This window comes from Delftia tsuruhatensis, assembly GCF_903815225.1.
Taxonomy (GTDB): Bacteria; Pseudomonadota; Gammaproteobacteria; order Burkholderiales; family Burkholderiaceae_C; genus Comamonas; species Comamonas tsuruhatensis_A.
Genome location: NZ_LR813084.1, coordinates 3,466,954 through 3,489,394, shown reverse-complemented (window position 1 = coordinate 3,489,394; position 22,441 = coordinate 3,466,954). Strand labels below are relative to the sequence as shown.

General features: G+C 65.0%; 28 protein-coding genes and 1 tRNA gene. 14 read left to right on the top strand and 15 right to left on the bottom strand.

Features of this window, described 5'->3' with window-relative positions:
* Nucleotides 1–130 precede the first annotated feature (130 nt).
* Both L1Z78_RS15865 and L1Z78_RS15860 read left to right on the top strand, forming a co-directional pair.
* The gene (locus tag L1Z78_RS15865) at nt 131–1,066 is read left to right on the top strand and encodes an alpha/beta hydrolase (protein WP_234642189.1); all 936 of its coding nucleotides are present in this window, start codon (nt 131–133) and stop codon (nt 1,064–1,066) included.
* Between the two features lie 32 nt (nt 1,067–1,098).
* Complete coding sequence (locus L1Z78_RS15860; protein WP_234637355.1) at nt 1,099–1,962, top strand: YbgC/FadM family acyl-CoA thioesterase; 864 nt, start codon at nt 1,099–1,101, stop codon at nt 1,960–1,962.
* A gap of 35 nt (nt 1,963–1,997) precedes the next feature.
* On the opposite strand, the gene L1Z78_RS15855 is transcribed toward L1Z78_RS15860, so the two are convergent.
* The gene (locus tag L1Z78_RS15855) at nt 1,998–2,930 is read right to left on the bottom strand and encodes a YgfZ/GcvT domain-containing protein (protein ID WP_234637354.1); all 933 of its coding nucleotides are present in this window, start codon (nt 2,928–2,930) and stop codon (nt 1,998–2,000) included.
* A 46-nt stretch (nt 2,931–2,976) separates the two neighbouring features.
* Between L1Z78_RS15855 and mltG the strand changes: the two genes are divergently transcribed.
* The 6 genes from mltG to L1Z78_RS15825 all read left to right on the top strand — a co-directional run bounded on the left by mltG (nt 2,977) and on the right by L1Z78_RS15825 (nt 7,856).
* A complete protein-coding gene (gene mltG / locus L1Z78_RS15850; RefSeq protein WP_326491949.1) occupies nt 2,977–3,978 on the top strand; it encodes an endolytic transglycosylase MltG in 1,002 nt (333 codons plus the stop codon).
* Between the two features lie 54 nt (nt 3,979–4,032).
* Nucleotides 4,033–4,707 carry a dTMP kinase gene (gene tmk, locus L1Z78_RS15845; protein WP_234642188.1) on the top strand — a complete coding sequence of 225 codons (675 nt, stop codon included), beginning with the start codon at nt 4,033–4,035 and terminating at the stop codon, nt 4,705–4,707.
* The gene (locus L1Z78_RS15840; RefSeq protein WP_234637352.1) at nt 4,704–5,753 is read left to right on the top strand and encodes a DNA polymerase III subunit delta'; all 1,050 of its coding nucleotides are present in this window, start codon (nt 4,704–4,706) and stop codon (nt 5,751–5,753) included. Before tmk ends, L1Z78_RS15840 begins: the two co-directional genes overlap by 4 nt.
* 121 nt (nt 5,754–5,874) lie before the next feature.
* The gene (locus tag L1Z78_RS15835) at nt 5,875–6,234 is read left to right on the top strand and encodes a PilZ domain-containing protein (RefSeq protein WP_234637351.1); all 360 of its coding nucleotides are present in this window, start codon (nt 5,875–5,877) and stop codon (nt 6,232–6,234) included.
* Between the two features lie 81 nt (nt 6,235–6,315).
* A complete protein-coding gene (locus L1Z78_RS15830; protein ID WP_234637350.1) occupies nt 6,316–7,128 on the top strand; it encodes a TatD family hydrolase in 813 nt (270 codons plus the stop codon).
* Nucleotides 7,119–7,856 (top strand): ankyrin repeat domain-containing protein, encoded by a 738-nt coding sequence (locus L1Z78_RS15825; protein ID WP_234637349.1) that lies wholly within the window; start codon nt 7,119–7,121, stop codon nt 7,854–7,856. The genes L1Z78_RS15830 and L1Z78_RS15825 overlap by 10 nt, the downstream gene beginning before the upstream one ends.
* Nucleotides 7,857–7,896: 40 nt before the next feature.
* Here the strand turns inward: L1Z78_RS15825 and msbA are convergent, their stop codons facing one another.
* Nucleotides 7,897–9,714, bottom strand: coding sequence for a lipid A export permease/ATP-binding protein MsbA (msbA, locus tag L1Z78_RS15820; protein ID WP_234637348.1), 1,818 nt, complete (start codon nt 9,712–9,714; stop codon nt 7,897–7,899).
* Nucleotides 9,715–9,903: 189 nt separating this feature from the next.
* Here msbA and tolB point away from each other — a divergent pair, with 189 nt between their 5' ends.
* From tolB to L1Z78_RS15795, 5 genes are all read left to right on the top strand, one after another.
* Complete coding sequence (gene tolB / locus L1Z78_RS15815) at nt 9,904–11,223, top strand: Tol-Pal system beta propeller repeat protein TolB (RefSeq protein ID WP_234637347.1); 1,320 nt, start codon at nt 9,904–9,906, stop codon at nt 11,221–11,223.
* 65 nt (nt 11,224–11,288) lie between these two features.
* Nucleotides 11,289–11,831, top strand: coding sequence for a peptidoglycan-associated lipoprotein Pal (pal, locus tag L1Z78_RS15810; RefSeq protein ID WP_234637346.1), 543 nt, complete (start codon nt 11,289–11,291; stop codon nt 11,829–11,831).
* A complete protein-coding gene (gene ybgF, locus L1Z78_RS15805) occupies nt 11,831–12,613 on the top strand; it encodes a tol-pal system protein YbgF (RefSeq protein ID WP_234637345.1) in 783 nt (260 codons plus the stop codon). Before pal ends, ybgF begins: the two co-directional genes overlap by 1 nt.
* Nucleotides 12,613–13,437: a tRNA threonylcarbamoyladenosine dehydratase gene (locus tag L1Z78_RS15800; protein WP_234637344.1), complete on the top strand. Its 825-nt coding sequence runs from the start codon at nt 12,613–12,615 to the stop codon at nt 13,435–13,437. Before ybgF ends, L1Z78_RS15800 begins: the two co-directional genes overlap by 1 nt.
* A gap of 68 nt (nt 13,438–13,505) precedes the next feature.
* Nucleotides 13,506–13,581, top strand: a tRNA-Lys gene (locus tag L1Z78_RS15795).
* 72 nt (nt 13,582–13,653) lie between these two features.
* Here L1Z78_RS15795 and L1Z78_RS15790 read toward each other — a convergent pair.
* From L1Z78_RS15790 to L1Z78_RS15755, 8 genes are all read right to left on the bottom strand, one after another.
* Nucleotides 13,654–14,571, bottom strand: a complete 918-nt coding sequence (locus L1Z78_RS15790; protein WP_326491948.1) for a tyrosine-type recombinase/integrase — start codon at nt 14,569–14,571, stop codon at nt 13,654–13,656.
* Between the two features lie 119 nt (nt 14,572–14,690).
* On the bottom strand, nt 14,691–14,927 hold the full coding sequence (locus L1Z78_RS15785; RefSeq protein ID WP_234637343.1) for a hypothetical protein: 237 nt from the start codon (nt 14,925–14,927) through the stop codon (nt 14,691–14,693).
* Nucleotides 14,924–15,325, bottom strand: coding sequence for a helix-turn-helix domain-containing protein (locus tag L1Z78_RS15780; RefSeq protein ID WP_234637342.1), 402 nt, complete (start codon nt 15,323–15,325; stop codon nt 14,924–14,926). Before L1Z78_RS15780 ends, L1Z78_RS15785 begins: the two co-directional genes overlap by 4 nt.
* A 136-nt stretch (nt 15,326–15,461) precedes the next feature.
* Nucleotides 15,462–16,166, bottom strand: a complete 705-nt coding sequence (locus tag L1Z78_RS15775; RefSeq protein ID WP_234637341.1) for a hypothetical protein — start codon at nt 16,164–16,166, stop codon at nt 15,462–15,464.
* Nucleotides 16,159–16,596 carry a hypothetical protein gene (locus L1Z78_RS15770; RefSeq protein WP_234637340.1) on the bottom strand — a complete coding sequence of 146 codons (438 nt, stop codon included), beginning with the start codon at nt 16,594–16,596 and terminating at the stop codon, nt 16,159–16,161. Before L1Z78_RS15770 ends, L1Z78_RS15775 begins: the two co-directional genes overlap by 8 nt.
* Nucleotides 16,593–17,345: a hypothetical protein gene (locus L1Z78_RS15765; RefSeq protein ID WP_234637339.1), complete on the bottom strand. Its 753-nt coding sequence runs from the start codon at nt 17,343–17,345 to the stop codon at nt 16,593–16,595. The genes L1Z78_RS15770 and L1Z78_RS15765 overlap by 4 nt, the downstream gene beginning before the upstream one ends.
* Before the next feature lie 270 nt (nt 17,346–17,615).
* Nucleotides 17,616–18,518 (bottom strand): antA/AntB antirepressor family protein, encoded by a 903-nt coding sequence (locus L1Z78_RS15760; protein WP_234637338.1) that lies wholly within the window; start codon nt 18,516–18,518, stop codon nt 17,616–17,618.
* 125 nt (nt 18,519–18,643) lie between these two features.
* Nucleotides 18,644–18,820, bottom strand: coding sequence for a hypothetical protein (locus tag L1Z78_RS15755; RefSeq protein ID WP_234637337.1), 177 nt, complete (start codon nt 18,818–18,820; stop codon nt 18,644–18,646).
* Between the two features lie 100 nt (nt 18,821–18,920).
* Between L1Z78_RS15755 and L1Z78_RS15750 the strand changes: the two genes are divergently transcribed.
* Nucleotides 18,921–19,346: a helix-turn-helix transcriptional regulator gene (locus tag L1Z78_RS15750; protein WP_234637336.1), complete on the top strand. Its 426-nt coding sequence runs from the start codon at nt 18,921–18,923 to the stop codon at nt 19,344–19,346.
* A gap of 134 nt (nt 19,347–19,480) precedes the next feature.
* On the opposite strand, the gene L1Z78_RS15745 is transcribed toward L1Z78_RS15750, so the two are convergent.
* The 5 genes from L1Z78_RS15745 to L1Z78_RS15730 all read right to left on the bottom strand — a co-directional run bounded on the left by L1Z78_RS15745 (nt 19,481) and on the right by L1Z78_RS15730 (nt 21,953).
* Nucleotides 19,481–20,080 carry a hypothetical protein gene (locus tag L1Z78_RS15745; protein ID WP_234637335.1) on the bottom strand — a complete coding sequence of 200 codons (600 nt, stop codon included), beginning with the start codon at nt 20,078–20,080 and terminating at the stop codon, nt 19,481–19,483.
* 20 nt (nt 20,081–20,100) lie between these two features.
* The gene (locus tag L1Z78_RS27970) at nt 20,101–20,235 is read right to left on the bottom strand and encodes a hypothetical protein (protein WP_267966978.1); all 135 of its coding nucleotides are present in this window, start codon (nt 20,233–20,235) and stop codon (nt 20,101–20,103) included.
* A complete protein-coding gene (locus tag L1Z78_RS15740) occupies nt 20,232–20,645 on the bottom strand; it encodes a hypothetical protein (RefSeq protein WP_234637334.1) in 414 nt (137 codons plus the stop codon). Before L1Z78_RS15740 ends, L1Z78_RS27970 begins: the two co-directional genes overlap by 4 nt.
* Before the next feature lie 324 nt (nt 20,646–20,969).
* Entirely contained in the window at nt 20,970–21,167 is a 198-nt protein-coding gene (locus L1Z78_RS15735) for a hypothetical protein (protein WP_234637333.1), read from the bottom strand.
* 114 nt (nt 21,168–21,281) lie between these two features.
* Entirely contained in the window at nt 21,282–21,953 is a 672-nt protein-coding gene (locus tag L1Z78_RS15730; protein ID WP_234637332.1) for a DUF1828 domain-containing protein, read from the bottom strand.
* Between the last annotated feature and the right edge of the window lie 488 nt (nt 21,954–22,441).

Genomic DNA, 22,441 nt, shown 5'->3' with positions numbered 1-22,441 from the left:
TGCTCGCGGCACAATGCCTGCTGCGGCGATGTGCCTTCCCAGTTCTGTCTGATTGAACGTGTCCCAGCCTGAATCCCATTCCCGACCCGGCTCCCATGCCACGCCCCTGCCGGCATCCCTGACCCATCAGATGCGCGACGTGCTGCGCCGCATGGAGCGCGCCGCGCGCACGCCCATGCACCAGCTGGGAGCGCAGGGCGCACGCGCCGCCTACGAGGCGGGCGCCGGCGTGCTTGAAATATCCAGGCCCGCCCTGCCACGGGTGGAGGATCTGCAGATTCCCGCGCGTGACGGCGCCCGTCTGCCCGCCCGGCTGTATGCGCCCGTGGAGCCTGCGCAGGCTCCGGCCCCGGGACTGCCCGTGCTGCTGTATCTGCACGGCGGCGGTTTCACCGTCGGCAGCGTGGCCACGCATGATGTGCTGTGCCGTCAACTGGCCCACCTGTCAGGCGCCATGGTGGTTTCGCTGGACTACCGACGCGCGCCCGAGCACAAGTTCCCCACCGCCCACGACGACGCCTGGGATGCCCTGCAATGGCTGGCCGGGCAGGCAGCTTCGCTGGGGGCGGATCCCGCACGCCTGGCCGTGGGTGGCGACAGTGCGGGTGGCACGCTGGCTGCTGCCTGTGCCATCCATGCGCGTGACACGGGCTTGAAGCTGGCCCTGCAACTGCTCATCTACCCGGGCACCACGGCCCACCAGGATACCGATTCGCACCGGCGCTTCGCCCATGGCCTGGTCATCGACGAGCCCGCCATCACCTGGTTCTTCGCCCAGTACCTGAACAGCCCGGCCGACCGCGAGGACTGGCGCTTCGCGCCGCTGCTGGCCCCGGACGTGGATGGCGTGGCGCCGGCCTGGATCGGCCTGGCCGAATGCGACCCGCTGGTGGACGAAGGCGTGCAGTACGCCGACAAGCTGCGCATGTCCGGCGTGCCCGTGGACCTGGAGATCTACCGCGGCGTGACCCACGAATTCGTCAAGATGGGCCGCGCCATCCCCGAGGCGCGCCGTGCCCATGCCGATATGGCGCAGGCACTGGGCCAGGCTTTCGGCCTGCGCTGAGCATCCCCAGAACCAAGGAGAGAAGAACACCCATGCAACGCCAAGATTTCCGCAGCCTGCAGCGCATCGAAGTGCGCTGGTCCGAGGTGGACGCCCAGAAGATCGTCTTCAACGCCCACTACCTGATGTACGCCGACGTGGCCGTCACCGACTACTGGCGCCAGCTGGGCCTGCCCTACGAATCCTCGTTCGCGGCCCTGGGCGGCGAGCTGTTCGTCAAGAAGGCGACCACCACCTACCACGCCTCTGCCACGCTGGGCGACGTGCTGCATGTGGGCATACGTTGCGCCAGGCAGGGCAATACCTCGCTGCTGTTCGAGGCCGGTATCTTCCGTGGCCTTGAACTGCTCAATACCGTGGAGCTGGTCTACGTGTTCGCAGATGCCGCCACGCGCCAGCCGCTGCCCGTGCCGCAGGCGCTGCGCGATGTGCTGACGGCCTACGAGGCCGGAGAAAGCGTGGTGCGCGTGCAATCGGGCAGTTGGAATGACCTGGGGCGCGATGCCGAGCGCCTGCGCCTGGCCGTGTTCGTGCATGAGCAAGGCGTGCCGCGCGAGATCGAGATCGACGAACTCGACCCCGTGGCGCGCCACGCCGTGGTCTACAACGGCCTGGGCCAGCCCATTGCCACGGGCCGCCTGGTCAGTGACAGCCCGGGCGCAGGCCGCATCGGCCGGATGGCGGTGGACCGCAGCGTGCGCGGCGGTCGCTGGGGCCGCATCGTGCTTGACAGCCTGGTCGAGGCGTCGCGCCAGCGGGGCGACCGTGAAGTGGTGCTGCATGCGCAGCGCCATGCCGAGTCCTTCTACTTGCGCGCAGGGTTCACGCCCGAAGGCGAACCCTACGAGGAAGCAGGCATTCCCCACATCACGATGAGGAAGTCGCTCACGGCCTGATGGCCCGGGCTGGCGGCGCAGCCCTTGCGCAGGACTCAGATGTCGTCACGCAGCACATAGGGCAGGGGCCTGGGCTGCAGCGCCACGGCCTGGGTTGCATCGGCCTGCTGGCCCTCGCCCACGGCCGCATGGGCCAGCAATGGCTGCCCGGCCGAGGCGATCTGCATGGAGACGATGGCGTCCCAGCCCCCGGCCGGGGCCGGGGCGGCCTGGACCACGGTGCCGGTGGCCTGTTCCAGGTCTTCGGGCGTGAACACTTCCATGCCTGTCGCCAGTGGCTGCTGCGCGTGGACGATACAGGCGCGGCGCTTGAGCGTGCCACGGAACTGGCTGCGGGCCACGACCTCCTGGCCGGGGTAGCAGCCCTTCTTGAAGTTCACGCCACCCACGGATTCGTAGTTCAGCATCTGCGGCACGAAGGCATCGGCCACGGGGGCCGACAGCGTGGCGATACCGCTGGCGACTTCGCTCCACAGCCATTCGGCTTCGCTGAGCGCAGGCCCCTGGGGCAGGGGTGCGCCCAGGGGTGCCACACGCAGCGCGCGCGGCTGGCCCGCTGCCGGGTACAGGGCGATGCGGTGAACCTCGCCATCCTGCGCCATGGACCAGGGCGGGGCATTGCCGGCCACATCGCCGGCCAGGCCATGCAGCGTGAAATCCGCCGTGGCGTCGCTGAGCTTGCACTTGGCGCGCAGCACGAACATGGACAGGCGCTTGAGCGTGGGGGCCAGCAGGCTTCGGTCGCACAGCAGCAGGATCTCGTCCGGGCCGCGCTTGAAGCCGATGAAGCTGGCCAGCATGCGTCCCTTGGCGGTGCAGAACGCCGCCAGGCGCGCATGCTGCAGATCGAGCAGCACGAAGTCGTTGGTCAGCTGGCCATGCAGGAACTGGGCGGCGTCTTCGCCGAGGGCGCGTATCACGCCGAGATGGGAAACGGGGGCAATGCCGTTCAGGAGAGGCTGGGTCATGGCTGAATTATGATCAGCCGCTCTATGGCTTGCTTGGACCGAGGTTGTGCGCCTTCTCTTTCGCGCTTTGATGATGTTGCTGGTGCTGGCCGCCGTGCTGGCCGGTGCCGGCTGGTGGTGGTTGCACCAGCCCCTGCCTCTTGCCCAGCCCACGCTGGAGCTGGAGGTCGAACCTGGCACCACGCCGCGTGGTGTGGCGCGCGAAGCCGTCAAGGCCGGCGTACAGACCGACGCGCGACTGCTGTACGCCTGGTTCCGTCTCTCGGGCCTGGACCGGCAGATCAAGGCCGGCAACTATGAGTTGAACACGGGCCTGACACCCTATGTGCTGCTGCAAAAGCTCGCGCGCGGCGAGGAGTCGCTCAAGGCGTTGACCTTGGTCGAAGGCTGGAACTGGCGCCAGGTGCGCGCCGCCCTGGCGCGCGAGGAATTCCTGCGCAAGGAAAGCGCGGACATGGACGATGCTGCACTCATGCAGGCGCTGGGCCGGCCTGGCGTGCCGCCCGAAGGCCGCTTCTTCCCCGACACCTATACCTATGCCAAGGGCAGCTCCGACTTGGCCTTGCTGCGCCGCGCATTGCACGCCATGGACCGGCGCCTGGCCGATGCCTGGGCACTGCGCGCCGCCGACACACCGCTCAAGAGCGCCGATGAAGCCCTGATCCTGGCCAGCATCGTCGAGAAGGAGACCGGCCGGGCCGCCGACCGTGGGCAGATCGCCGGGGTCTTCAGCAACCGCCTGCGCATAGGCATGCTGCTGCAGACCGACCCCACCGTGATCTATGGCCTGGGCGAGAAATTCGACGGCAACCTGCGCCGCCGCGACTTGCAGGCCGACACGCCCTGGAATACCTACACCCGTGCGGGTCTGCCGCCCACGCCGATTGCCATGCCCGGCAAGGCGGCCCTCATGGCGGCCGTGCAGCCTGGCCAGACCAGGGCGCTGTATTTCGTGGCACGCGGGGACGGCACCAGCCATTTCAGCAACTCGCTGGATGAGCACAACCGCGCCGTGAACCGCTACCAGCGCGGCCCGCAAAAACCCTGACCGCCAATGCGGCCCCCGGGCCCTTGCGTATCCTCCTCTCCTATGACCACTGCAATTCCCGCCGGCCTGTTCATCAGCTTCGAAGGCATCGATGGCGCCGGCAAGTCCTCGCACATCGCGTCCCTGGCCCAGGCCTTTCGCGACCAGGGCCGTACCGTGACGCTCACCCGCGAGCCCGGAGGCACGCCGCTGGCCGAAAAGCTGCGGGCGCTGATGCTGCACGACGCCATGGACCCGCTGACCGAGGCGCTGATCGCCTTCGCGGCCCGGCGTGACCATCTGGTGCAGGTGATAGAGCCGGCGCTCGCGCGCGGCGAAGTCGTGCTCTGCGACCGTTTCACCGATGCCACCTTCGCCTACCAGGGCGCGGGCCGGGGCTTCGACGTGGCGCCGCTGGCCACGCTGGAGCGCATGGTACAGACTGGCACGGCGCCCCAGCCCGGCCTGCTGCGCGAGCCTCATCTGACCCTGTGGTTCGACCTGCCCGCCGAGGTGGCGGCCGAACGCCTGGCCTCGGCGCGTGTGCCCGACCGTTTCGAGTCCGAGCCCGGCAGCTTCTTCGCGCGCGTGGCCCAGGGCTATGCGGCGCGCGCCGCCGCGGCGCCCCAGCGCTTTGCGCGCATCGACTCCAATGCCAGCCGGCACGCGGTCTGGCAGCAGATCACCCAGGTCATGGTGCACAGGGGCTGGCTGGCCATCATGGCGGCCGGCCCGGGAGGCAGCGCATGAGCGAGTCCCTGCAACAACCGGCCGAGACCGATGCGGCCTGGATCGCCGGGCAGCGCACGCGCCTGCTGGCGCAGCGCGGCCATGCCTGGCTGTTGCAAGGCCCTTCGGGCCTGGGCCAGTACGCGCTGTCGCTGTCCCTGGTGCGTGCCTGGCTGTGCGAGTCGCCCACGGAACAGGGCGCCTGCGGGCACTGCGGCAGCTGCCACGCGATCGACGTGCGGGCCCATGCCGACCTGTGCGTGCTCATGCCCGAGGTGCAGATGATGGCCCTGGGCTGGCCCCTGCCGGAGAAGGCCCAGGCCGAGATCGATGACAAGAAGCGCAAGCCCAGCCGCGAGATCCGGGTGGAGGCCATGCGCGACGCCGTGGAGTTCTGCCAGCGCACCAGCGCGCGCGGGCGGGGCAAGGCGGTGCTGGTCTATCCGGCCGAGCAGATGAACGCCATCACGGCCAATGCCTTGCTCAAGACGCTGGAGGAGCCGCCGGGCGATGCGCGCTTCGTGCTCGCCAGCGAGGCATCGCATCAGTTGCTGCCCACCATCCGCAGCCGCTGCCTGATCCACACCATGGCCTGGCCCGCGCAGGAGCAGGCCCTGGCGTGGCTGCAGGCGCAGGGCGTGGCACCCGATGCCGCCGCCGTGGCGTTGCGCGCCGCGGGCGGACGGCCCGGCGATGCGCTGGAACTGGCGCAAAGCGGGGGGGGCAAGGACATGGGCGCCTGGTCCCATCTGCCGCGCGCCCTGGCCAAGGGCGATGTGGCGGCCCTGGCCGCCTATGCACCACCCGATGCCGTGGCGGCACTGCAAAAGATCTGCCACGACCTGATGGCCCTGGCCGCGGGGGCCGCGCCACGCTATTTCACACCGGCCGATCTGCCTTCGCGGCCACTGGCCATGGGATTGCTGGCCGACTGGTCGCGCGCCCTGGCGCAGGCCGCGCGCACCGCCGAGCATCCCTTCAACGCCGGTCTCATGACCGAAGCCCTGGCCGCCGAGGCGCGGCGTGTGCTGCTGTCCGGCCAGCCGACGCGCCAGCGCAGGGGGTGATGCCCGCCGCCATGCGGCCGGGCGCTTTTTGCCACGGCAGGCGCCGGCCTGTTAACCTACTGCCCTGGGCCCGGTGCCAACCGCGCCGGCCGCTCACCGAACCAAGGTCTGCAAAACATCCATGAGCACCGCACCCACCACCCCCCGTCCCAGCGTGATGCAACTGGCGATCAAGGAAAAGGCCGCGCTGTACGCTGCCTATATTCCCATGTTCGCCGAAGGGGGTGTTTTCGTCCCCACACAGCGTGAGTACCGGCTCGGCGACGATGTCTACGTGCTGCTGACCCTGCCCGACGAGCCCCAGCGCTACCCTGTGGCCGGCCGCGTGGCCTGGATCACTCCGGCGCGGGCCTCCGGCAACCGCACGCAGGGCATAGGCATACAGTTCCCCAAGGACGAGAAGTCTGCGGAACTCAAGGCCAAGATCGAGAACATCCTGGGCGCTGCCCTGGGCTCGGACAAGGCCACGCAGACGGTCTGAGCCCGGCGCCCGCCTGCCATGCATGCCGACAGGGAGGCGCACTCCCGCGTCGGCATGGCTGTTTCTGAACCACGAGATTGCATGTTTACCGATTCCCACTGCCACCTGAACTTCCCCGAGCTGCAAAGCCGCCTGCCCGAAATCCGCGAGGCCATGGCGGCCGCGCGCGTCACGCGTGCGCTGTGCATCTGCACCACGATGGAGGAATTCGGCGATGTGCACCGGCTGGCGCTGGACCATGACAACTTCTGGGCCACGGTGGGCGTGCACCCCGATACCGAGCACATGACCGAGCCCGGCGTGGACGACTTGGTCGAGCGCGCCGCGCTGCCCCGTGTGGTGGCCATCGGCGAGACCGGGCTGGACTACTACGGCATGGAAGACCGCAAGGGCGGTCGATCCATCGCCGACCTGGAGTGGCAGCGCGAGCGCTTTCGCGTGCACATCCGTGCGGCTCGCCGGACGCAAAAGCCCCTGGTCATCCATACGCGCAGCGCCTCCGACGACACGCTGGCCATCCTGCGCGAAGAGGGCGAAGACGGATCGGCAGGCCAGGCCGGCGGCGTGTTCCACTGCTTCACCGAGACCATGGAAGTCGCCCGCGCGGCGCTGGACCTGGGTTACTACATCTCCATGTCGGGCATCGTCACCTTCAAGAACGCCCAGCATCTGCGCGACGTGGCGGCCTTCGTGCCGGCCGACCGCCTGCTGATCGAGACCGACAGCCCCTACCTGGCGCCGGTGCCCTATCGTGGCAAGACCAACAACCCCTCCTACGTGCCCTATGTGGCCCGGCAGATCGCCCAGGTGCGGGGCATGCCGGTGGAGGAGGTGGCGGCACTGACCAGCGCCAACTTCGACCGGCTTTTCAAGGGGGTCGTCGCATGCGACTGAAGGCTGCGATCGTGGACGGCCTGGGTCGCTCAGGCCGCATGGACCGGCGCCGCTGGCTGGGCCGGGCCCTGGCGGTCATGGCCGCTGGCGGCGGGGGCGGTCTGGCGCACGCCAGCCAGTACGACGACTATGTGCGCGCCATCATCAGCGACAACGAACGCGCCATGGTCAACCTGATCTTTCGCGGCTTCGATCCCAACACCCGCGACACGCGTGGCCGACCGGGCCTGGTGGCAGCCTTGCACCAGGGGTCGCTGGGCGTGTTCGACGTTCTGCTCAAGTCGCCGGGCATCAAGGTCAACGAAGCTTCCCAGCAGGGTGAGACGCCGCTGATGATGGCCTGCATCAAGGGCCATCTGGACCTGGCGCGGGAACTGATCCGCCGTGGCGCCGACGTCAACCGCCCGGGCTGGGCACCGCTGCACTACGCGGCCTCGGCCGACCTGCCCAGGACCCTGGACATCGTCAAGCTGCTGCTCGACAAGAGCGCCTACATCGATGCCGAATCCCCCAATGGCACCACGCCGCTCATGCTGGCCGCCCAGTACAGCAGCGAGGCCGTGGTGGACCTGCTGATCGCCGAGGGGGCCGACGTCGTGCTGCGCAACCAGCGCGGCCTCACGGCCGCCGATTTCGCCCGGCAGGTCGATCGCCAGTACATGGTGGACAAGCTCTCCAAGGCCATCCAGGCCGAGCGCAAGACCCAGCCCTCGCGCGGCACCTGGTAGCCGCAAGGCAGGTGGCATTGCGGGCGCCACCCTTGTCCACTCAATGGGTGTGATTCCTGCTCAGTCTGGCGTACAACCCGTCCCGTGCCAGCAACTCGGCGTGCGTTCCCTGTTCGGCGATGCGGCCGCGCTCCATCACCACCACGCGGTCGGCATGCTCGATGGTCGACAGCCGGTGCGCGATGACCAGGGTGGTGCGGCCCTGCATCAGCCGCGTCAGCGCCTCCTGCACCAGGCGCTCGGATTCGTTGTCCAGCGCCGAGGTGGCCTCGTCCAGGATCAGGATGGGTGCATCCTTGTACAGCGCCCGTGCGATCGCCAGCCGCTGGCGCTGGCCGCCCGACAACTGGCTGGCGTTGTGGCCCACCACCTGGTGCAGTCCCTGGGGCAGGCCGCGCACATGGGCGCCCAGATTGGCAGCGTCCAGCGCGGCCCACAGCCGGGCCTCGTCTTCCGCGCTGCCCAGGGCCACGTTGGCGGCGATGGTGTCGTTGAACATCACCACATCCTGGCTGACCATGGCGAACTGCTGGCGCAGCGCGCCCAGTTCCCACTCCGACAGAGGGATGCCATCGAGCAGCAACTGCCCGCCCGTGGGTTGAAGAAAGCGCGGCAGCAGGTTCACCAGGGTCGTCTTGCCGGCGCCGGAGGGGCCGACCAGGGCCACCACCTCGCCAGGGCGCACGCTCAGGTCCACATGGCTCAGGGCAGGAGCCTTGTCCTCGCCAAATTGCACGGACACGTCGCGCAGCGCCAGCTCGCCGCGGGCCCTGCCCGGCACCAGCGTGCCGCCGGTCTCGTCGCCCGAGCCCTCGAGCAGGTGCAGGCCACGCTCCAGCGCAGCCACGCCGCGCGTGATGGGGTTGGCCACATCGGCCAGGCGGCGGATCGGCGCGATCAGCATCAGCATGGCCGTGATGAAGGCCGCGAAGCTGCCCACCGTCACCTCCTGCACATTGGCCGTGATGGCGCCCGTGCCCCGGCTTTGCCACAGCGCGATGCAGATCACGGCCGACAGGGCAGCGGCGGCCAGCAACTGGGTCAGCGGTGTCATCGCGGCCGAGGCGATGGTCGCCTTGATGGCCAGTTTGCGCAGCTGACCGCTCAGGCCGCCGAAGCGCTTTTGCTGGCCTTGCTGCGCGCCATGCAGTCGCACCATGCGATGGGCCAGCACGTTCTCTTCCACCACGTAGGCCAGCGAATCGGTGGCCTCCTGGCTGATCTTGGTGATGCGGTACAGGCGCCGCGACAGCGTCTTCATGATCCAGGCCACGCCGGGCACCACGGCAGCCACCACCAGGGTCAGCTGCCAGTTCAGATACAGCAGGTAGCCCAGCAGCGCCACCAGCGTGAAGCCATCGCGCGAAATGCCCAGCATGGCCTGTACCAGCAGGGTGGAACCCGTCTGCACCTCGTAGACTACGGTATTGGACAGCGACGAGGCCGATTGCCGCGAGAACAGCGCCATGTCGGCGGCCAGCAGACGCTCGAACAGGCGCTGGCGCAACGCCAGCATGCCTTCGTTGGCGATGCGCGCCAGCGCATACTGGCCCACGAACTGTGCCAAGCCCCGCACCAGGAACACGCCGATGATGGCCAGCGGCACCGACCACAACGGCAGCGTGCCGTCGGTGAAGCCGCTGTCCAGCAAGGGCTGGAGCAGGGCCGGGATCAGCGGCTCGGTGACCGCCCCCACCAGGGTGGCGACCACGGCCAGCGTCCATGCCAGGCGCTGGCCTCCGAAGTACGGGGACAGACGCCTGAGGCGCTGCGACAGGGTCAGCGTGCTGGCCAGATCAAGGGCCGCCGGTGCGGCCGAAGGCGCGGGGGCCGGCGGCGGTGAGGATGGTGCTTGCATGAGGCGCGGATTTTACGGCGGGCGTGCACCTGGCTGCGCCATGGGGAACTGCGGCGCCTGGCAAGGATCGAGAAAGCGTGGACCGACAGACCCTACCGTGCACGTTCTTACATCGTGACGCATCCAGTGTGTGTAACATTCGCACCTGTGCAAGTACCGGGGTCTTCCCGTAGATATTGATGAATGCCAATGACTATTGACCGACTCCCTTCTTCCTCCCTCCTGGGGGCCGTGCCATGCCCTTCGCGGCGTACCTTGCTGGCTGCCCTTGCATCGACTCCTGCAATTCCCGCCCTGGCGCAGTTCCGCGTCGAAGTGACGGGCGTGGGCCTGACGCAGTTGCCCATCGCCATTGCAGCCTTCAAGGGGGAAGGGCAGGCGCCCCAGAAGATATCGGCCATCATCCAGGCCGACCTGGAGCGCAGCGGTCAGTTCCGCGCCGTGGACACGGCGGGTGCCCAGCTGGACGAAACCTCGCGCCCCGACGTGGCCCTGTGGCGCCAGAAGAGTGCCGACTCCCTGGCTGCGGGCAGCATCACGCGCCTGGCCGACGGCCGCTATGACGTGCGCTTTCGCCTGTGGGACGTGGTCAAGGGCCAGGACCTGGGTGGCCAGGGCTTCGCAGTCACCACGGGCGACCTGCGCCTGGTGGCTCACCGCATCTCGGACTACATCTACGAAAAGCTCACGGGCGAGAAGGGCGTGTTCTCCACGCGCATCGCCTACGTGACCAAGTCGGGCAGCAACTACCGGCTGTGGGTGGCCGATGCCGATGGCGAGAACGCCCAGTCCGCGCTGTCCAGCCCCGAGCCCATCATCTCGCCGGCCTGGTCGCCCACCGGCACCCAGCTGGCCTACGTGTCCTTCGAATCACGCAAGCCCGTGGTGTATGTGCACGAAGTGGCCAGCGGGCGCCGACGCCTCCTGGCCAATTTCCGTGGCTCCAACAGTGCGCCGGCCTGGTCGCCCGATGGCAATTCGCTGGCCGTCACGCTCAGCCGCGATGGCGGCTCGCAGCTGTACCTGATCGGCGCACAGGGCGGTGAGCCGCGCCGCCTCATGCAAAGCAGCGGCATCGATACCGAGCCGAACTTCTCCAGCGACGGACGATCCATCTACTTCGTCAGCGACCGTGGCGGCGCTCCCCAGATCTACAAGGTCCCCGCCTCGGGCGGCAGCGCAGAACGCGTCACCTTTACCGGCAACTACAACATCTCGCCCAGTGTCAGCCCCGATGGAAAATGGCTTGCCTACGTCTCGCGCGTGGGCGGCGGCTTCAAGCTGCACGTCATGGACCTGGCCACCGGCACGGTCAATGCCATCACCGACACCACGGCGGACGAAAGCCCCAGCTTCGCTCCGAACAGCCGCCTGATCGTCTACGCCACCCTGCAGCAGGGCCGCGAGGCGCTCATGACCACCACGCTGGACGGCAAGATCAAGGCGCGCCTTGCAGGGCAGGGCGGGGACATCCGCGAGCCCGACTGGGGTCCGTTCCAGCGCCAGTGATTCCCGGTTTTTCAGTCAACTAGTCAACTCAGCACGAAGTCCATCCGGACATACGGAGATTTTTCATGATCACCATCAAGCGACTTTCCCTGGCACTGGCCGTCACCGCCCTCATGGCGGGCTGCAGCTCGGGCGTCAAACTCGACGAAACCCCCGTCACCGACGCGGGTGCCACCACCACGGGCCAGGGCAGCGGTGCCGGCACGGGCGGCACCTCGCAAAGCGGCATCTCGGGCGTGGACCTGACCGGCTCGGCCGCGGACAAGGCCGGTCCCCAGGGCGTCAGCCGCATCGTCTACTTCGACTTCGACAGCTATGTCGTCAAGCCCGATGCCCAGCCCCAGATCGAAGCCCACGCACGTTTCCTGAAGGCTGCGCCGTCGCGCAAGGTCCAGATCGAAGGCCACACCGACGAGCGCGGCGGCCGCGAATACAACCTGGCCCTGGGCCAAAAGCGCGCCGAAGCCGTGCGCCGCTCGCTGGGCCTGCTGGGCGTCAGCGATTCGCAGATGGAAGCCGTGAGCTACGGCAAGGAAAAGCCTGCCGCCGAAGGCCACTCGGAAGACGCCTACGCACAGAACCGCCGCGCTGAACTGTCCTACCGCTGATGAAGATGCTGCGCTCCCCGATCCTGCACCGTACCGCGCTGCGCACGCTGCTGGCCGCGACCCTGGCGGCCGGTTACGCCGCCAGCGGCCATGCCGCACTGTTCGGCGATGACGAGGCGCGCCGCGCCATCCTCGAAATGCGCCAGCGCGTCGACGGCATGCAGCAGTCGCAGCAGCGCATGAGCGAGGAAAGCGCGCAGACGCGCCGTGGTCTGCTCGAGCTGCAGTCGCAGATCGAGCAGCTCAAGTCCGAGCAGGCCAAGCTGCGCGGCCAGAACGAGCAGTTGCTGCGCGACGTGGCCGAGCTCCAGCGCGGCCAGCGTGACATTGCCAAGGGCGTGGACGAGCGCCTGCGCCAGTTCGAGCCCGTCACGGTGACGTCGGACGGCCAGGAGTTCTCGGCCGATCCTGCCGAAAAGCGTGACTTCGAGGCTGCCCTGGCGCAGTTTCGTGCTGGCAGCTATGCGGAAGCCGGGGCAGCCTTCTCCTCCTTCCTGAGCCAGTGGCCCAAGAGCGGCTATGTCCCTTCGGCACGCTTTTGGCTGGGCAATGCACAGTACGCCAATCGCAACTACAAGGACGCGATCGCCAACTTTCGCGCCCTGTTGGCTGCCACTCCCATGCACGGTCGGGCGCCGGAGGCGGCGCTGTCCATCGCCAACTGCCAGATCGAGCTCAAGGACACCAAGGGCGCGCGCAAGACGCTGGAAGACCTGATCAAGGCCTACCCCAACGCCGAAGCCACCGCAGCTGCCAAGAACCGTCTCGCCAGCCTCAAGTGATGACAGAGCCGGCCTCTTTCCCCTCGGGGCAAGACAGGACAGCGCCTGATGCAGGCGCTGTTTTTTCTGATGCCGACCTGCAGCGCCGCTTCGGTGGCCTGGAGCGCCTGTATGGCGTGCCGGGGGCCGCGCGCATCCGTGCCGCGCATGTGGTCGTCGTGGGCATTGGCGGGGTGGGCTCCTGGACCGCCGAGGCGCTGGCGCGCAGTGGCGTGGGCGAGCTCACGCTGATCGACATGGACCACGTGGCCGAGTCCAATATCAACCGCCAGATCCACGCGCTCACCACCACGGTGGGGCAGGCCAAGATCGAAGCCATGCGTGAGCGCATCGCCCGGATCAATCCCGCCTGCCGCGTGCACTGCATCGATGACTTCGTCGATCCCGACAACTGGCTGCGCCTGCTCCCGCAAGACGCCGATGCCGTCATCGACGCCTGCGACCAGATAAGGGCCAAGACTGCCATGGCCGCCCATGCACGTGCCACGCGGCAGCGCTTCATCTCGGTGGGAGCCGCCGGTGGCAAGCGTCTGGCGCACAAGGTGGATATCGATGACCTCAGTGCCACCACACACGACCCGCTGCTGGCCCAGCTGCGCTACCGCCTGCGCCGTGAGCATGGCGCACCCAGGGAGGGCAAGCGCATGGGCGTCGCCTGCGTCTTCAGCCGCGAGGCCGTGGCCCCGCCCGACGCCTCCTGTGCCATCGAAGGCGATGGCACGCTCAACTGCCATGGCTACGGATCGGTGGTGTCCGTCACCGCCACCTTCGGCCAGTGCGCAGCCGGCTGGGTCATTGACCAACTGAGCCGCGTCAAGGATTGAAGGTCGGAATTTGATGCTACAATCTATGTCTTCGCTGAGCGGCATGTGAAGCCTGCAAGGCGTGGTTCGGGTCTTTAGCTCAGTCGGTAGAGCAGCGGACTTTTAATCCGTTGGTCGCGAGTTCGAATCTCGCAGGACCCACCAACAAACATGCGGAAGCCGCGCTATCATAAAGGTAGCGCGGCTTTTGTTTTATTCCCAATTTGGGAATACGGGTCAGCCCAAGGACTGCCGTTTCGAGACCTTCGAACGGTCGTAGACCCGGGCCGTGGTGGCCGAGCTGGCGTGAAGCTCGGGCAGGGCGCCATACCGTGCCTTGTGCTGGGTCGTGTAGTACGCCCGCAGATCGTGGAAGGTGAAGCGCCGGCTGATCACCTTGGTCTCCAGGGCCTCGACCATTGCCCGCTGCCAGCCCGTGGTGAAGCCCGATTCCGTGAGCGGGCTGCCGTGCTGGTTGATGAAGACGTGCAGCGAGGTCTCGGGGCGCGGTAGCTGGAGCAGCCTCTTGGCCAGGTCCAGCATGGCCGGACCCATGGTGATGTTCTCGGCCCGCTTGGTGCCGCCGTGCTGCTTGGCGCGCATCAGCCGGATCTCGCCGGCCTGCATGTCGATCTGCGGCACCTGCAGGGCCAGGAACTCCACGCGGCGCGAGCCAGCCAGGGCGGCGAACTCGGCCATCAAGGCCAGGGTCTTGCGCGCTGGGCTGCCGGCCTCCAGCCAGTCCAGGAACGCGCGCAGCTCGGCCGGCTCGGGCGCTTCCGTCCGGGCTCGCTCGCTGTTCTTCTTGACCTGCTTGCACGGGTTGGCGTCGATCAGCCCGCGCTCAATGGCCACGTTCATCAGGTTGGAGAGTAGGGCGATCTCTCGATTGCCTCGCACGGGTGCGTCTGCACGCTCCACGCGCAGGAACCTGGCGATGTCTGTAGGGCGCACTGCGGCGGCTGGCACCTCTCCCATGACCTCGATGAGCTTCAGGCTGTACGACTCGTAGTCCTTCTTCGTGCGCTCCGCCAGGGCCGTCCAGCGGGCGGTCTTCTGGTACAGGCCCCAGAGCTCGCGGATCGTTCCCTGCAGGTTGGGGACGTGATTCATCTCCAGCACGGCCTGGATGGCCGCTGTGCGATCTGTTCCCAAGTTGATGGGCTTGCCGCCCACCGGGTGATATCGGTAGGTGACAAGCCCGTTCTTGCGCGGCCGAGCCTCCATCCGGGGCAGAAGGCCGAAGCCTGATGCTCGCTCTCTTCTGCGACCCATCACTTACTCCAGTTGAAGCCGCGCCGAGCCGGTGAGGGCGCTTTGTTGTTCAGCCTCTCTTCCACGATGGTGCGACCAACCAGCGGAAGGCCGTCGGGACGGACACCGGCCACGGCAATGCCGAGTACTCGCTCGATGTAGCGGCGCTGGGCGAAGCGCTGCTTCAGCGGCTTGCACAGGCCGTTTATCTCGTCTTCGGTCAGGAAAGGACTCAAGACTGGTGATTCAGCTGTCATGTAGCTGGCCCTCCTGTGCTTCTCTTGCGCGGGGTAGAGGCCGCGCTAGCCTTCTTCTTGGCGGCTGCCTTTGCCTTGTTCTTGAGGGCCTTCACATCCACGCCGGCATCACGCATCCAGCTAGGGACTATGCCCAACTTTAGGAATGCCTTTTCTAGGTTGGCGCGAGGATTGGGATCCGAGGCTTTCAGCCGGATGGTCGGCATCGGGCCAGGGATTCTGGTCTCGAGCTTGACTTGGGTAACTCTTTGCGATTCCTTGAACGCCACAACATCGGCTTCGTTAAACACGATTCGGCGCCCGATGCGATAGCAGGGGATTGGTCCATAAGGAGCGGCCAAAGCGTAGAGCCCCCGAGAGGATATGCCGAGGATGGCTGCAGCTTGCTTAGCGTTCATGAGAAAACTCCTTGCTGTGTGGTCTGACGACAAAGGGATTCCCAAGCATTCACGAGGAGGGCGCGTACGCTGTGCGATGACCCGTCTTGGCGCGTGAAGCGGGGGCGTTTTTCATTTTGCTCTGCCATGTTGATTGCTAGTTTTGGCAGGCGTTGTGCCAGCCGTATTGATCGCCGCGCTTGTTCTCTCCTGTCATGCCATCTGCCAGGCTGCCGATGGTGGCAGTCAGTAACCGGGCCGCATCAAGAACTCCCCGGATCTCGTTGATGTTTGCGGTTCTGCCGGCGCTGTCCACCACATCGAGCAGGATGCTCGCGTGCAATGCGATGGCGCTAAGAACGTGGTGCCGCTTGGTTTCTTCTTGGTTGGAGGCTGGTCCCGGTTCGCTTGCAGGCGCATAGACGGCCTGCTGTCGCTCCTGCAGCGCCCTGAGAGCCGATGAATCTCCCGCAAGTCGAGAAGACCGGAAGGCACCGGACAGATCGATTGCCAGCGGCAGAGCTTCTCGAAGCAGGCAGCGCGCGGCGTTGATGGGGTCACTGCCGTCGGTCTCTGCAGCGCTCAGCGCCTTTGTTGCTGTGTCCAAGCTGTCGGCGACCATGGCGAGAAGCTCACCCATGGCCGGCCTCGGGCCGTCCCCCATCCACGTTCCGTCGGTCCTGTTCACGTCCATCAGTAGAGCATCAGCCGTGTCGACGGCTTCATGGCCGGGGATGCGTGGCAACAGGTCCGCAAGAGGCAAGATCAAGTTGTGCACGCGCCGAGCCACGTGGCGAGCCAAAGCTTCATGCTCTTGGAGGATGTCGGGCTTCGCGACATCAATGCATGGCGCTTCAACCATGGCGGCACCTCGTTTTGCTGACTGGCTTGAACACCTCCAGCACGCGGCCGAAGACGGTGATGGAGTTGAGTATCTCGGGCGTGCATTTGCCCCACTGCAGCGCATCAAGCCCGTGGGGATCAGCGATTTCAAGGGAGCCGTCCAGACGGTGATGGAACCGCCTCACGCCAAACCATTGATGACCCTGGCCGTAATAGAAGGCGATCAGGTAGTCGGAGTCGCAGGTGATGCGGCGCGCATCGAAATCCACGCTGATCACGTCTCCCGCTTCGATGACGTGGCCGAAGAGGCTGTGATGGGTGAGCAAGATGTGCCGCCCGAACATTCCTGTAGCCTGGGCAGGGTGCTCCAGTTGGCCCACAGCCGTCGCCGGCATGGCGCGGCTGGGCTGCTGCAGGGCAGGGGCCTTGCGTTCTGCGACGTCGCTCATGCCTTGCCACTCCGCTCCAAGTACCAATCCAGGTACTCGCGGCCACTCTTGTCCAGGCGCTCATACACAGCATGCTGCCGCAGTATCTCGGCCGCGACCATGACTTGGCGCCCGGTTGCATCCTGCACGGCGATCAGGTCAGTGCCTGTGTCGCTTTCGTTGAACCAGGTGCCGATATGCTCCACCTTGCCAACCAGCGTATCCAGTAGCGCCGGCTCGCATTCACTCGGCGGTGTTGCCGCCGTCACATGCAGCCGGCTCACGAAGGCGTCGGGGTGCTGCGGCTTCAGCTTCGCCAGCACTTCCGCTGCCTCGGCCCAAGACTCATGACGGAAGGCTAGGCGCGCGCCTTTCGAGGTCCATACCTCGTAGCGGTACTGCGAGCCGTGTCCGGCCGAGATGTGCAGCCAGTCCTCAAGAAGCCGAACTTTTCTGCTGAAATCTTCATCGGCAGCCTGGGCGCGTCCCTGGTCTTGCAGGCGTTGGACGGCCCAATCAGGCAGCGGTGGGAGCGGTTTGGGATGGACGTTGGCATGGAAACGGTGCGTCTCCAGCGTGCTGTCAATGAGGCATTGCCAGTGCACAGCAATCTCCTTGATCCGCTCAAGGAGGTCGAGGGCCGTAATAGGATCGGGCAGGGCTGGCGCTGCACGGCGGGTCGGAGGGGTAGGGCGGGGGTTGCGGCCGATCTTGGGGTTGATTCCGGCGTGGGTTTCCCCTGCCGCGCGAGGCGTGGCATCATTCTTCATGGTCTAAAATTCCTTGCTACGGGTTTTTGATCAAGAGTTCTGCGCGGTTCGCGCTGCGCAGTTCTCGGCGAAGGCTGGCAGTTCGCGCTGCTGGCCTTCAGCTTTTGTAGGGGGCGCATTTGGCATGTCCAGGGTCCTTGAAAAAATATGTATCGATGCTATCGGTCAGCAATCAAAAAAAGCCGGCCAAAAGCTTCGTTTGGAATCACTGTTCAAAGAAAAACAGTTCAGGAGGTCACCGCCTCCGCGTGAACCTTCAGCGCCCGGGGCTCAGAGCAGGGCTGTCTGGGGTTCATCTGAGCCCTGCCTTGGTTTCAGCGGGATCACACTGCCGCCGCTGCCGCGCTTTCCATCCGCCGCGGGCATGTTCTCGCGCACCACATCAACGACAGATTCCCACCAGTCGATCTGATTTCCGTGGTGTGCGTTCTTGGCCTTGAAGGGCAGCACCTCGCCGTACTTGAGGCCTGCTTCAGTCAGCGCGTAACCGTCCTCGACCTTGCGCTGAAGGCCAAGCTGCAGAAGTACCTTGTTGACGAGCTGGCTGCTGACTTTGGCGCGGCCAGTCTGCTCCGCGAGGCGGGCTCCGATTTGCGTGGGGTTGAGATGGACCATGCGCTCCAGTGCCACGGGGGGCAGCGCGCGGCGGAACTCGCTGAAGTCGATGCCGGTGTGCTGTTCGAAGGCCTGGAGCTTGGCGGCTGCGACCACATCGAGGCGGATGCCGGGCACGTCCTTCAGTGCGTCGCCGACGAAGTTGATCACCTTGACCTGATCCAGGGGCGTGCGGCCGCGGACACGAGCGGGCTTCATCTCCACTGGCGCTGGCAGAGTGGCCACGTCGCCGACCAGCACGCGGCGCTCGCAGGCGATGTAATACAGGCGAGCCTCCTTGCCCTTTGGGGTGCGCTCGACCATTGCCAGTTCTTTGGCCATACCGACGCTGATGATGTACTCCTTCGTCGGGCGACCTTGACCCTTCTCGCCAATATTGGCGAGAAGGTAGGTTTTGTAGTCGCGCCCCTCGACGAACTCGTACTGCTCAATCCGGTCTTTGATCCAGTTGGAGAAGTCACGACCCACGTCCAGGTACGTGTGCAGGTCACGCCCTTCCGAGGTCAGCATGGTTACGCCGCCGATCTCGCGCGGCGCTACGGGGATTAGTTCGTTCATTGCTGGGCTCCTTTCTGTTGCGGCCAACTGTCGGCTACTTCTTGAAAAATTGCGAGACTTAGAAAAGTCACTCTTGAGGTGTTTTTCAGTGCCTGAAATGTGTGTACGGCGACATTTGCACCGGCTCACTGCGGGCTTGTTCCCGCCTCGCACTGCTCATCCGCGCGGCGGCTCAGTTCGAGACGAAACAGGATCTCCTGGTTGACGCTGCGGAACGCTTCCTTCGCCTTGGTTCGAAGGTAGTGCTCAAGGTCGTCCGTCGGCCTAAACTGGATGGGAGGCTTCTGCTTGGCTTTCGACATAGAATCAAACTTGGTTGTGATTGATACTGAACAGTCATGAAGAGTAGTGTAAATACCGTTCGCTACTTGTCAATACTGTTCATGACTAAATTTGGAAAAAATGGACAGCGAACTTCCACAGCGCCTCATCAAGGCGCGCTCCGGCCATGGCTGGTCTCAGGCTGACTTGGCCGAGGTCAGCGGCGTTGCGCCCGCGCAGATCTCTCGCTACGAGCAGGGCCGTAGCAAGCCCCGCACTGAGGTCGCTGCGAAACTGGCGAAGGCGCTGGCAGTCAGTTTTGAGTGGCTCGCTTATGGCCGCGGAAACATTGACGATGGGGCGGACGTTCCGAAGTACCCAGCAGCCCAAAAGCTTGTGCACACGTTTGACTTGGAGAACGACCCCGAGCTTCGCGAAGCCGTCGAAAGCCTTGCGGAGGAATCTGGCTTGACGATAGAGATGGCGATCAAATCTGCACTTCTCGCCGCTGCCCGAGAGCGGCGGCAGAAGGGCGCAGAGGCTGCGGTCAAAAAAACCAAGCCTTGAACCCTCATTTGAAAGCTCTGCTGCGCTCGGCTCAAAAGTGAGCCGAGCAAAACCGACGCGTCGTAGGTTTTCAGCGTGGTGTGCAACAGCGGTGGGGCAACGCTTTGCGCCGGCCTGGTCTGCAGCGGAGACCATCACGCGACACCTCCGGCCAGCCGTTCCATGAGCGGACGCTCTTGATACTCGCCCCAGTACCCGTTGAACACTTCGTTCAGCACATCGTGGGACGCACGGTCGAACTCGGGGTCCGTCGTCATCTTGTTCATGAAGGCGAGATGGCAGCACCACGCGAGCGGCGGTATATCCCAGTCCTCGCCGCGGCGGCTGGATGAGTTTTCAAGCTGCAGCGTGTAGATCAGGCTTGCAGTGGTCTTGCCGTATTTTTTGTACTCATCCGACTGGCGCGCGGCCAGGCCCACATTTAGCGCTTCGAGCACATGCTGGCGGTCTGCCTTCGCGTCCAGATGGCGGCTCAGCGTCATGGTGAAGTGACCCAGCTCGATCTCGCCGAACCGAATGTCCAGGAGCGCCTCTTTGCACTGGGTGATTCCCTGTGCAGCGCGCTCTTTCTGCGCGGTCCCCTCTTCAAATCGCTTGTGAGACTCACCCCAGATTGATGCCGCCTCGTTGTAGACGTCGCGCGCCTTGTTCAAACCCCGGGCGACGTGGCGAGCTTTGACCAGCAGCTTGATGAGCTGGGCGCCGGTCTCTTCCCCTGTGATTTCGAGTTCCATGGATTCGGTTTCCTCTGGGGTTACAGGTGCTGGCGCTGGGATGCGCGGTGATTGCGCCAGAGCAGGCCCAAGGCCCAGGCCATGGACCGCAGCAGGGTTCCGCCAGCGCGGCGGCGCATGGCGACGAGACGAAACAGGCATGCGGCCTGGCTCATGAGGTACTCCTTTTGACGGTGATGGGGAGGGCCTGGAACGCGGCGCCCGCGTCGATCTCGGCCTGGATGGTTTGCTCGCGCTCGTCGTAGGACATGCCGGCTGTTGCCAGCTGCTCGCGCCGAGCGGCGGCGTAGTCAATGCGGATGCGCTCGCGGTCTTCGATCTGGCCGTTGCCGCCGAAACCGCAGTACGAGCACATGCAGGGCACGCCCTTTGCACGCAGCTCGCGGCCCTGGCGCTCTGCAGCGCGTACTTGATGCGGCTGCAGTCCGTTGTCGCGGCAGATGCGCCGGATCCAGCCTTCAGTGAGGCTGCTGTGCCCGTGGCGCGCGTCTCGGCGGACCTGCAATAGCGCTTCCGCCTTGCTGAGCGTGATCTCTTCGAGGAGGTGGCGGGAGAAGGGCGGCATCAATCACTCCAACAGGTTGAGGAATGGATGCCTGCGGCACCCCTCGCAACACCTCGCTGGCGGGAGTTCATCCCTGGACCTGCCCTCTGCATCCTGTTGGGCTTACCGGCTTCGTATCGCTTGCCGAGGTCTTGGCGCTTGGTGGTGCGTTGTGATGAACTTTAGCACATGCTATGAATTGCGCAAGATGAATATTTGCAAATGCTATAGATTTCGAAAAACTACCCATCCCCACGCTGCACGCGGACGCAAAAAAGTCCCGTCGCGCGGGGCTTGTGTTGGAGTAGGGTGGCTCGGTTGGCCGATGGCGCCGGGGTGGGGCGGCTACAGAGATCGCAACCTGACCAGTCGCGGATCGTCGGCCGTGGCGCCGCCAGCATCCAGCTCATCAATAGACTGCTGGACACGCAGCTCAAGTGTGGTGATCTGGAGATCCTTCGCCGGATGCCAATCTGGCAGGGCGCGGGCACTTGATAGATCTGCCGCCAGGGTCTCGATGTCTTGCAGGGTGGTGTAGGGCATTCAATGCTCCGATGGCGCCGCAACAGCGCGGCACTACCATCCTGCTGTCACGACTGCCTGCCTTGTGGCGACCGGGCATGAAAAAGCCCGCTCGGGGCGGGCTACGGTTGCGACCTAGTTGTGCAGCGCTGGCGCTCTCTCCAAGTTGCTCAGCAACTGAACCTCGGCTGCAGCTTGCAGAATGAATGCTTCTGATTTGGCCTTTTCAGGGTCTTCTCTGTCATCAATGACGAAGCGCAATTTTCTGCCGGAATTCTGAGTGGACTGGCTAATATCAACAATTTTATGAAGCGCGGCATTAATTGCAGAGTGGTGAGTTGATGTTACAGCAATTCCAACTCCATTAACTAGCAAATCAAGGCTTACTGTTTTTCCAGACACTCCTTTAAATCCTGGATTTCTGGATATGTCGGCATCTGGGTAAATTGCTCTATAGGCCATCGCTACTTCATCAACCAGTAGCACCATGTCAGTATTGGAGCCTTCGTTATCTCGCTCCCATGCGCATATGTCGAGAGCTGCTGCCACGTAGTTGGCGAAAGCTTGTTGCGCATTCGACGGGGTTGCTATGGTTTCGAGAATCCAATCATCCGTGTATGACGCACCATTACGTTGAGCAGCGTTCGCCAGAAATTTTCCCTCTCGCATGCTATCGAGCTTCATTCCTCGGCCAGAGAAATGAAGGGCCATGTAGCCATCATCGAAGAAGCGCACGGCCCCGCCTGCATGCTGCACAAACATGGGGATCGGGTCGCCATCGGCGAAGCGGAAGGGCGTTGTCAGCATGGCCACCGTCCCCTCGTCGTTGAGCGGGGTGCACGCGAACCCGATCAATGTGGATAGGTTATGGCAGATCATCTGAGCCTCAAGGTCTCTGGGTTGTCTATGGGTGGATCGATCGTGATACAGCACCGTTCGCAAAAGTATGACATTGCCTGTTCAAAAGTCCAGCTAGCCCACTGTGGCTGAGGCTCACTACGTGAAGTCCCGAAGTGCTCATGTGACAGTTGATGGAGATCGTTCATGGGCCGCTTGGAGTTGGTGACTGTCAACTGGTAGATGCGCTGAGGTCCGCCGAGCTGGGACCGGAACACGCTGAACTGGAAGGTTCTGAAGTGCGTGCTCTTCGCGATCACATGTTCAATTTTCGCCAACAAGCCTGCTCGCGTCCCGTCAGTCCGAAGTAGCCCCTGCTCGATGGTGTGGTGCCAGGGGCGTTGCTTGCATGCGAAGAACTCGCAAGGGCCTTCCAGCAGAAGAGGTGAGCTAAGCAG

What these genes read in the sequence shown, in the direction of transcription:
- L1Z78_RS15865 (WP_234642189.1), top strand. Translation starts at nt 131, where the DNA reads ATGCGCGACGTGCTGCGCCGCATGGAGCGCGCCGCGCGCACGCCCATG.
- L1Z78_RS15860 (WP_234637355.1), top strand. Translation starts at nt 1,099, where the DNA reads ATGCAACGCCAAGATTTCCGCAGCCTGCAGCGCATCGAAGTGCGCTGG.
- L1Z78_RS15855 (WP_234637354.1), bottom strand. Translation starts at nt 2,930, where the DNA reads ATGACCCAGCCTCTCCTGAACGGCATTGCCCCCGTTTCCCATCTCGGC.
- L1Z78_RS15840 (WP_234637352.1), top strand. Translation starts at nt 4,704, where the DNA reads ATGAGCGAGTCCCTGCAACAACCGGCCGAGACCGATGCGGCCTGGATC.
- L1Z78_RS15835 (WP_234637351.1), top strand. Translation starts at nt 5,875, where the DNA reads ATGAGCACCGCACCCACCACCCCCCGTCCCAGCGTGATGCAACTGGCG.
- L1Z78_RS15830 (WP_234637350.1), top strand. Translation starts at nt 6,316, where the DNA reads ATGTTTACCGATTCCCACTGCCACCTGAACTTCCCCGAGCTGCAAAGC.
- L1Z78_RS15825 (WP_234637349.1), top strand. Translation starts at nt 7,119, where the DNA reads ATGCGACTGAAGGCTGCGATCGTGGACGGCCTGGGTCGCTCAGGCCGC.
- msbA (WP_234637348.1), bottom strand. Translation starts at nt 9,714, where the DNA reads ATGCAAGCACCATCCTCACCGCCGCCGGCCCCCGCGCCTTCGGCCGCA.
- tolB (WP_234637347.1), top strand. Translation starts at nt 9,904, where the DNA reads ATGACTATTGACCGACTCCCTTCTTCCTCCCTCCTGGGGGCCGTGCCA.
- pal (WP_234637346.1), top strand. Translation starts at nt 11,289, where the DNA reads ATGATCACCATCAAGCGACTTTCCCTGGCACTGGCCGTCACCGCCCTC.
- ybgF (WP_234637345.1), top strand. Translation starts at nt 11,831, where the DNA reads ATGAAGATGCTGCGCTCCCCGATCCTGCACCGTACCGCGCTGCGCACG.
- L1Z78_RS15800 (WP_234637344.1), top strand. Translation starts at nt 12,613, where the DNA reads ATGACAGAGCCGGCCTCTTTCCCCTCGGGGCAAGACAGGACAGCGCCT.
- L1Z78_RS15785 (WP_234637343.1), bottom strand. Translation starts at nt 14,927, where the DNA reads ATGACAGCTGAATCACCAGTCTTGAGTCCTTTCCTGACCGAAGACGAG.
- L1Z78_RS15780 (WP_234637342.1), bottom strand. Translation starts at nt 15,325, where the DNA reads ATGAACGCTAAGCAAGCTGCAGCCATCCTCGGCATATCCTCTCGGGGG.
- L1Z78_RS15775 (WP_234637341.1), bottom strand. Translation starts at nt 16,166, where the DNA reads ATGGTTGAAGCGCCATGCATTGATGTCGCGAAGCCCGACATCCTCCAA.
- L1Z78_RS15770 (WP_234637340.1), bottom strand. Translation starts at nt 16,596, where the DNA reads ATGAGCGACGTCGCAGAACGCAAGGCCCCTGCCCTGCAGCAGCCCAGC.
- L1Z78_RS15765 (WP_234637339.1), bottom strand. Translation starts at nt 17,345, where the DNA reads ATGAAGAATGATGCCACGCCTCGCGCGGCAGGGGAAACCCACGCCGGA.
- L1Z78_RS15760 (WP_234637338.1), bottom strand. Translation starts at nt 18,518, where the DNA reads ATGAACGAACTAATCCCCGTAGCGCCGCGCGAGATCGGCGGCGTAACC.
- L1Z78_RS15755 (WP_234637337.1), bottom strand. Translation starts at nt 18,820, where the DNA reads ATGTCGAAAGCCAAGCAGAAGCCTCCCATCCAGTTTAGGCCGACGGAC.
- L1Z78_RS15750 (WP_234637336.1), top strand. Translation starts at nt 18,921, where the DNA reads ATGGACAGCGAACTTCCACAGCGCCTCATCAAGGCGCGCTCCGGCCAT.
- L1Z78_RS15745 (WP_234637335.1), bottom strand. Translation starts at nt 20,080, where the DNA reads ATGGAACTCGAAATCACAGGGGAAGAGACCGGCGCCCAGCTCATCAAG.
- L1Z78_RS27970 (WP_267966978.1), bottom strand. Translation starts at nt 20,235, where the DNA reads ATGAGCCAGGCCGCATGCCTGTTTCGTCTCGTCGCCATGCGCCGCCGC.
- L1Z78_RS15740 (WP_234637334.1), bottom strand. Translation starts at nt 20,645, where the DNA reads ATGCCGCCCTTCTCCCGCCACCTCCTCGAAGAGATCACGCTCAGCAAG.
- L1Z78_RS15735 (WP_234637333.1), bottom strand. Translation starts at nt 21,167, where the DNA reads ATGCCCTACACCACCCTGCAAGACATCGAGACCCTGGCGGCAGATCTA.
- L1Z78_RS15730 (WP_234637332.1), bottom strand. Translation starts at nt 21,953, where the DNA reads ATGCTGACAACGCCCTTCCGCTTCGCCGATGGCGACCCGATCCCCATG.